This is a genomic window from Acidobacteriota bacterium, from assembly GCA_028875575.1.
Classification (GTDB): Bacteria; Acidobacteriota; Terriglobia; order Versatilivoradales; family Versatilivoraceae; genus Versatilivorator.
In genome coordinates, this window is the sequence record JAPPDF010000043.1 from 50,337 (window position 1) to 57,322 (window position 6,986).

Sequence of the window (6,986 nt, forward strand, 5' to 3'; positions counted from 1 at the left end):
CTGACACTCAACCCAGCCGACAGGACTCCACCACCAACCTCTCCAGCTCGCCCCGGTCGGGAACGCACCCGATCCCCGGCCCCGGCAGGGCTCGGATTTGCCCGGGCGCGGAAAGCTCGATTTCCGGAACCGAAAGGTCTTTGCGGTAGAACCGGCTGGAGGGGAAGATGTCGGCGGGATAGCCGATGTTGGGAAGGGTGGCCAGGGCAATGCAGTGACAGGACCCCACCGCCGATTCCAGCATCCCCCCGACCCAACAGGGAATACCGCCCTTCTCGGCTTCTCGCAGTATTTGAATCGCCGGGGTCAATCCACCCACGCGCGCGGGCTTCAGGTTGATCCAGCCGCAGGAGCCAAGATCGATGGCCTGGCGGGTGCGTTCCAGCGAAACGATGCTCTCATCCAGACACAGCGGGGTATTCAGGCGCCGCTGCAACTCGGCATGATCCAGCAGATCGTCGTGTCTCAGCGGCTGCTCGATCATTGCCAGCCCCAGCGAGTCCAGAGCCTCGAAAACGGGCAGGTCCTGGAGGCGATAGCCGCTGTTGCAGTCCACATGCATCACCAACCCCGGAAAAGTCTCGCGCACGCTTCTAACCATCTCCACGTCCCAGCCGGGCCTGAACTTGAGCTTGACCCTGGGAAAGCCGGCCTCGACCGCGCCGCCGATGGTGTCCAACAGCTCGGGGATGGTGTCCATCACCCCGAAGTCGGCCCCCACCTCGATGGTGTCGCCCCGTCCGCCCAACACTTTCCAGAGCGGCATTTCCCGCCTCCTGGCTTCCAGGTCCCACCAGGCCATATCCAGGCCGGCCTTGGCAAAGGGGTTGGCCTTGAAGGGCGCCAGTTGCTGCTGCAGGGCCTCTCCCGAATCGATCTCCTGCCCCAGAAGCCGGGGCGCCAGCCAGTCCCGAATCAGGGCGAAGACCCCTCCGGCCCACTCCGGGGAATAGAGGGGCGATTCCCAGGGAGTCGTCTCCCCCCAGCCCTCCACCCCCTCGGCCGACATCCTGACCAGCACGCTTTCGATCACGTGCCCGTCGCCATAGGCCGTGCGGAAGGGGTAGATCACCGGCATGGCTACCCGGTGGAGTTCGATGGCCTCGATTTTCATGGATCTCCAGGAAAAGAGGGACTGGGGCACAGGCTGAACGGCCCCGAATAAGGTCTCTGGAGGGGCTGGCAACCCTCACCGCGAAAAGGGGCAAATCCCTTGACTCGAGGTCAAAATACAGTATTCTGTGCGCGATTTACAACCTGCATCTGACCCCCATTCGATCCTCCCAAGGGGAATCCGTGCAACGGCCCCTCCGGAACGTCCCGGTGGCCGCTCTCGAAGGACCATCCCCTACGGAGGACCCGTTCTCACTGGAGGCCCAGGACCCATGAAATTCGCCACGCGAGCCGCTGCGGCCGCCGCCATTTTGACTCTGGCCCTCACTTCAGTCGCCCTGCGGGCCGGAGAACCCATCCTCTGGGTGGAGGATTCCTTCGAGGACTTTGCCGACGGGAAGTTGGACGCGGCCGGACAGAACCTCTACGTCAGCCGGGACGGCGCCCTGCGTACCATCCACCGCTTCGATCTCAACCGGGACGGGTATCTGGACCTGATCTTCAACAGTACCCACGACAACTCCACCTACATTCCGGCCACGCTGGGCCTGTTGGAACCCTCACGCCGGGTTCGGCGGGCCGAACTGGCGGTGGAGGGCAGCCTCCGGGTGGTGCTGGAGGATCTGAACCGCGACGGCCACCTGGACGCTGTCTTCTGCCCCAACCGCAGTGGCCTCCAGAATCCGAGACGACTGCTCACCATCCTGTGGGGGGCTAAGGACGGCTGGTCCAACCGGCGAAGCCACGGCCAACTGCCGGTCTACGGCGCGCTGGCGGTGGCAGCGGCCGACCTGGACCGGGACGGTTGGCCCGACATCGTCACCCTCAACCAGGCCGCCTGGCTTCCCGGTCAGCCCGAGGGGAACATCCTGAGAATCTTCTGGGGCAGCCCGGAAGGATTCCTCCTCACCGACACCAGCGAACTCGGCATCCCCCAGGCCCTGGACCTGGCTGCCGGCGACTTCGACGGCGACGGATTCAAGGAAGCGGCCCTGCTGAGCGGACGCGGGGTGGTGGAGGTGGTCCGTGGAGGGGCCCCGGGGGCGACCCGGGAACTGATCCGACAGGAGGTGGTGCTCCCGGGCGATGAGGGCCTGTGCCTCACGGCCGCCGACGCCGACGGCGATTCCCGAATCGACCTGCTGGTGGGGACCGATCGGGGCAAAGTCTACTTCGTGGGCGGAAGAGCCGGAACCGGCTGGGGAGAGCCCGGCGCCTGGGCCGCTCCCAACGCCTCCCACATTGCCGTGGGCTATCTCAACGGCGACGGGCATCCGGACCTGGTGCTGACCGACTTTACCCTGGCCCGCGCCGGAGGGGGTGAAGCCGCCGGAGCTTCCGAAAGCGTGGCCGAGCCCATCCAAATTCTCTGGGGATCGACGGACGGGTTCGACTCCGGCCGCTCCACCGGCCTGGCCATTGCCTACGCCCGGTCCAGCGCGGTGGGAGACCTGGACGGAGACGGCCACCAGGACCTGTCTGTGGCGGTCCATCAGAGCTCGAAACAGTTCGAGACAGATTCACTGGTGTTCCTTGGGACCGGCAGCAGCGTGCTGGACCAGCATCCCCTGACCCTTCGGACCGTCGGCGCCACCGACACGGCCATCGTTCCTCCGCGCGGCTCCCTGCCGGGCCGGGTTCTCTTCTGCAACAGCCTGGGAGGCAGCGTGGCCGAGCGGGTGCCGCTGTACGTCTACTGGGGCGGCTCCGGGGGCTTTTCCGCTTCCAACCGTTGGGAAATTCCCTTCCAGAGCGGTTATGAAGCCAGCGCCGCCGACCTCAACCGCGACGGCTACCCGGACCTGATCGTCCTGAACTCCCAGCATGCGGGCGAGGCCGCCGCAATGGATCCCACCGCTGGAGCCAATATCCTGTGGGGCGGCCCCGGCGGCTTCGACCTGGAAGAACGCCGAACCGTGGTGCGGGAGCGCAACCTGGGTTCCAGCAACGTGGCCGACCTCAACCGTGACGGCTACCTGGACCTGGTCCTGGGCGCTTTCGAAGCCAAGAAGGGAAAGAATTTCCTGGTGATCCGCTACGGATCCAAAGACGGTTTTCTCCCGGCCGACCGGCTGGCGCTGCCCTTCGACTATCGCACCGTCGGCAGCCTGGTCGCCGATCTGAACGGGGACGACTGGCTGGACACCGCCTTCGTCTCCTCCCAGCAGAACCGCCTCCACATCCTGTGGGGCGGCCCCGAAGGGTTTTCGCCGGAGCGCCGCAGCCAGCTCCGCATTCCCTTTCCCATCAGCCTGGAAACCGCCGATTTCAACGGGGACGGGCAACTGGATTTGGCTGTGGGCAGCTACAGTGACCCGGTGTCCCACCACCACGACATGGGACTCTCCATCTTCTGGGGAGACCGTGGGGAATTCCGACCCTCCAACGCCCAGTGGCTTCCCGGCTTCACTCCCATCGGCATAGCAGCGGCCGATTTCGACGGCGACGGCTACCTGGACCTGTTCTCGCCTCACTACCTGGGGGAGCTGACCCGTGAATCGGTGGCCTCCTACCTCTACTGGGGAGGCCCCCAGGGGTTTGAAACCCGCAACCGCACCATCCTCATCACCGATTCGGCCCACGACTCCATGGCCGGCGACTTCGACCAGGACGGACGCCTGGACCTGGCTGTCTCCTGCCACACCCGGGACGGGAACCACCACACTGACTCCAAGGTCTTCTACAACGACGGAAACCGCTTCCGTAATCCGCGGGTGGAGCACTTGCCCACCATCGGCACCCACTGGATGTGGATTCAGGACGTGGGCCACATCCACCACCGCCAGTGGAAACAGGTCTACGGCTCCTCGGTTTTCGCCTGGGACCGGGAGGTCTCGGCGGGCCGGCTGACCTTCCTGGCCGAGCAGCCCAAGGGAACCGGACTGAGCTTCCAGGTCCGCTCCTCCGCCGACTCAAAGGGTCTGGCCGACCAGGCCTGGCGCTCGCTGAGGGATGGAGTCTTCGATCTAAGTCCCGCGGACCGGCGCCTGCAGTACCGGGCGGTGCTGGAATCTGGCAACGGAGACCTCTTTCCGGTCCTGGACCGGGTCGAGATCCAACTGAAGTAACCGCGACTGCGCGGCTGAAAGGGTGTCACCATGAACGAAAGCAGGCGATTGGGCGGAGCGATCCCGTTTCTGGTCGGGCTGGCGGTCCTCTGCTCCGCTACGGGGTGCGCTCCCGCCTCGGACCCGACGGCTCCCGGGGCCAAGCTCCACTGGAGGAAATCCACGCCCCTTCCCGAGCCGCGGGCCGGCCATGCCGCCGGCCTGCTGGACGGCAGGTTCGTCATTGCGGGCGGCACCTGGTGGGAGGGAGAGAAGGGCAACTGGACCCAAAAGATCTTCTCGGCCAGCACCCACGCCTTCGATCCCGAAACCGAGAGCTGGGAGAGGCTGCCGGATGCCCCCTTCCCCTTCGGCTACTCGGCCTACGCCGTGGTGGAAAACCGACTCTACGTTCTGGGCGGCTTCGACGGCAAGCAGGAGATCCGAAAGATCCTGAGGCTGTCCAGGCAGGGTGACGAATATCAGTGGGAGGTCTTCGGCGAGCTGCCCCGGACCCGCCTGTTCGGATGGGCCGGCAGTTCCGGGTCTTCCCTCTATCTGCTGGGCGGCGTGGAGCGCTTCGAACCCACCGACGAGGCAGGCACCTGCTGCACCTCCAAGACGGCCACCAACAGCTTGAGCGTCCTGGACACGGCCGCGCCCGACAAGGGCTGGCGGGAGCTGTCGCCCTATCCCGGGGGCAAGCGGTGGCTGTTCGCGGCCGAGGGTGACGGGGAGAGCTTCTGGTTGTTCGGCGGCGTCGACACCCCCGAGGCCGGGGCGCCGCCCCTCCGGTTCAACCAGGCCCTTCACTACGACCTCAAGCAGGACCTCTGGGAGGAACTCCCTCCCCTGCCCGACGAAACCCTGGAGGCCAGGCCGCTGGTTCCGCTTCACATTCCGGGGAGAATCCTCTTCATGAGCTTTGCCAAAACGGTGTGGCAGCTCGACCTGCAGAGCCTGGAGTACAGCCGGCTGACACCCCTGCCCGAAGAAGCCTTCGTGGACAAGTTTGCCCTGCTCGACGGCCGCATCATCGGCGCCGGAGGAGAAAACAAGATCGAATCTTTCCGGCGGCGGTCGGAATGGACCTTCATCGGGGAGTTCCGGCCGGAATAGCCGCTGGGGGCCGTCAATCCACCAAACGGAATGAAATACGAGCCTCTTGCAATATTCGCCAGCGGAACGTTTGCCCGGAATGGCCACAAAAGGCACAAAAACACAATTTGTGCCTTTTGTGCTTTTTGTGGTTAGACAGCCTTTTTCACCAGGACGCACCCGATATTGACAAACGCAGAACCTCAGGACTGCCGGCAAGATGACCTGTCCCGCTACAAATTATGCCGAAAGTTCATACAAACAAGATTTCCACGAAGGGACACGAAGAAAAGAATATGGCCCCTAACACCCTGCCCTCCTCAATAACCGAGACGCTACTGGCGTCCGTCAATCCGGAGCGCCTCCTGCAGACGGCCACGGCCCTGGTGGAGGTGCCCAGCCGCACCCGGAGCGCCGGCGCCGCGGCCGACCGACTTGCCGCCATTCTTGGGGAGGAGGGATTCAAGGTGGAACGCCCGGTCGCCGATTGGCCCGATTCCCCGGCGGTGGTCACGCGTCTCGACAGCGGCAAGCCCGGCCGCACCCTGCAGTTCGACGGACACCTGGATACGGTCCACCTGCCCTTTGTGCCTCCCCGCTTCGAGCAGGGCGTGCTGCACGGCTCCGGCGCCTCCGATATGAAAGGGGGCATTGCCGCCTTCGTGGAGGCTCTGCGGGTCCTCCGGGAAACCGGAGCCCTGTCGGGCGGAGGCATCCTGCTGACCGCCCACGACCACCACGAGGGCCCCTGGGGGGACGGCCGCCAGGTGCGAGCCCTGATCGATGCCGGCTACACGGGAGACGGAGTACTGCTTCCGGAGTACCTGGGGGATCGGCTGCCCCTGGCAGGACGGGGGTCGGGCATCTTCGAAATCACCGTCAGCCGGGAGGAACCGCCGGTGCACGAGGTGCTGCGCCCGGAGGGATTGCCCGACGTGCTGGGGACCGGGGTGGAGCTGGCCGCCCGCTTTGCCCGCTGGCATCAGGAGCTGGAGCAACAGCGGGATCTCTACGCCGGGAACGACTCGGTCTTCATCGGCAAGATCCAGGCGGGCGAGATCTATAACCAGTCCCCCCGGGAATGCCGCCTCAACGGCATCCGGCGCTGGGTGACTCCGGGCTCGGGCGAGCAGGTGGAGGCCGACTTTCACCGGCGATTGCAGGACTTGGCGCGTGAAACCCGGACCCGAATCTCGGCCAACTACCTCTTCATGGCCGAAGCCTTTCGCATCGACCCCGCCGATCCCCTGGTTTCGGCGCTTCAGTCGGCCCACACGGCCGCCGCCGGAAAGCCCCTGCCCCTCGGAGGCAAGCCCTTTGTGGACGACGGCAACGCCTTCTGCAACCGGGCCGGCATTCCCGCCTTGACCCACGGCCCCCTGGCTCACGGCGCCCACACCGTCAGCGAGACGGTCACGCTCGACGAACTTGTCCGCGTGGCCCGGGTCTATGCCCTGACGGCCGCGGCCTATTGTTAGGGGTTGGTGGTTGGCCCCTGCCCCCGCCCCAGACGACGGGGCGGATCATACAGGATGAAACCGGGTGGTTTCAGACAAGCCTGCGTTTCTCTGTGTGAGGTCGGCGTTGGCCCCCTCTGGTTCGACTGCGAGCGGGGCGTCCTATCTGACGACCTTGCTCATTCCGTCCCCCCCACCGGTTCGACTGCGGGCGGAGCCCTTGTCTCACCGACTCCTGTACCGTTCTGAGAAGGACCTTTGGCGGATAATC

At 65.4% G+C, this 6,986-nt stretch carries 4 protein-coding genes; 3 read left to right on the forward strand and 1 reads right to left on the reverse strand.

The annotated features are described in order from the left end of the window. Window positions 1-7: 7 nt before the first annotated feature. Window positions 8-1,114 carry an o-succinylbenzoate synthase gene (menC, locus tag OXI69_06840; GenBank protein MDE2665849.1) on the reverse strand — a complete coding sequence of 369 codons (1,107 nt, stop codon included), beginning with the start codon at window positions 1,112-1,114 and terminating at the stop codon, window positions 8-10. A 271-nt stretch (window positions 1,115-1,385) separates the two neighbouring features. On the opposite strand from menC, the gene OXI69_06845 reads away from it, so the two are divergent. The 3 genes from OXI69_06845 to OXI69_06855 all read left to right on the forward strand — a co-directional run bounded on the left by OXI69_06845 (window position 1,386) and on the right by OXI69_06855 (window position 6,736). Further along, entirely contained in the window at window positions 1,386-4,181 is a 2,796-nt protein-coding gene (locus tag OXI69_06845) for a VCBS repeat-containing protein (GenBank protein MDE2665850.1), read from the forward strand. Between the two features lie 30 nt (window positions 4,182-4,211). Continuing rightward, on the forward strand, window positions 4,212-5,279 hold the full coding sequence (locus OXI69_06850) for a hypothetical protein (GenBank protein ID MDE2665851.1): 1,068 nt from the start codon (window positions 4,212-4,214) through the stop codon (window positions 5,277-5,279). Window positions 5,280-5,554: 275 nt separating this feature from the next. After that, window positions 5,555-6,736 carry a M20/M25/M40 family metallo-hydrolase gene (locus OXI69_06855; GenBank protein MDE2665852.1) on the forward strand — a complete coding sequence of 394 codons (1,182 nt, stop codon included), beginning with the start codon at window positions 5,555-5,557 and terminating at the stop codon, window positions 6,734-6,736. Window positions 6,737-6,986 lie beyond the last annotated feature (250 nt).

Excerpts from the sequence above, each read along its gene's own strand:
- OXI69_06850 (MDE2665851.1), top strand. The coding sequence starts at position 4,212 with ATGAACGAAAGCAGGCGATTGGGCGGAGCGATCCCGTTTCTGGTCGGG.
- menC (MDE2665849.1), bottom strand. The coding sequence starts at position 1,114 with ATGAAAATCGAGGCCATCGAACTCCACCGGGTAGCCATGCCGGTGATC.
- OXI69_06845 (MDE2665850.1), top strand. The coding sequence starts at position 1,386 with ATGAAATTCGCCACGCGAGCCGCTGCGGCCGCCGCCATTTTGACTCTG.
- OXI69_06855 (MDE2665852.1), top strand. The coding sequence starts at position 5,555 with ATGGCCCCTAACACCCTGCCCTCCTCAATAACCGAGACGCTACTGGCG.